The following is a 632-nucleotide window of genomic DNA, read 5'->3' as shown; positions in this document are numbered from 1 at the left end:
GGTTGAAAATGGCCAGATTAAAGGCGCCAGTCATGCTACGAGTATCGGAGCGATGGCACCACCATTACGCTGGGTTAATGACGTACGTGCGCAAGTATTAACGTATCTAAACAAAACGTTAAAGTAAATAGACTAACAGCTGTAGAGTTGACACTCATGCTTGTGAGTAGACAATACTGTAAGATGACCAAACTCTTGTTATAATAATGCCTTTATATGAGACGTAGCCTTCTTATATAGACCATACAAACATTACTTTTAATACAATAATAGGATTTTTTATGAGCATGAACGCTGATGATTTGATTGCATTTTTACAGCAGCATTTCCCAGATGCTTTTATTCAAGCTGCCAATCAAGGCAATAAGTTTGATGTACGTGTCGTCGATGCCAGCTTTGAGGGCAAACGTGCGGTACAGCGACAGCAAGCTATTTATGGCTTGGTAAATGATAAGATTGCCAGCGGTGACATTCATGCGCTCAATATTCAAGCATTGACGCCTGCTGAGTGGGAAGCACAGTCTCAAGGTTAAACGGTTCTTATTTTTATAATGCAAGCTTTTGATTTTTATTCATCGCATTCTTCTTCACATATATAGCTAGGTTGTCACTTTTATGGATCAGTTTTTAAT

Annotated in this window: 1 protein-coding gene; it reads left to right on the top strand. The window is 38.9% G+C overall.

What is annotated here, in order from left to right:
- The first annotated feature begins 281 nt into the window (after positions 1–281).
- Positions 282–533 carry a BolA family protein gene (locus ACS8FD_RS21855; RefSeq protein WP_299188909.1) on the top strand — a complete coding sequence of 84 codons (252 nt, stop codon included), beginning with the start codon at positions 282–284 and terminating at the stop codon, positions 531–533.
- The last annotated feature ends 99 nt before the right edge of the window (positions 534–632 follow it).

The sequence above is a fragment of the Psychrobacter sp. 1U2 genome, from assembly GCF_051847575.1.
Note: the sequence above shows the minus strand (reverse complement) of the source record. Positions and strands in the feature narration are given on the sequence as shown.

Bases quoted from the DNA above. Each gene is read 5' to 3' on its own strand.
- ACS8FD_RS21855 (WP_299188909.1), top strand. From the start codon at position 282: ATGAGCATGAACGCTGATGATTTGATTGCATTTTTACAGCAGCATTTC.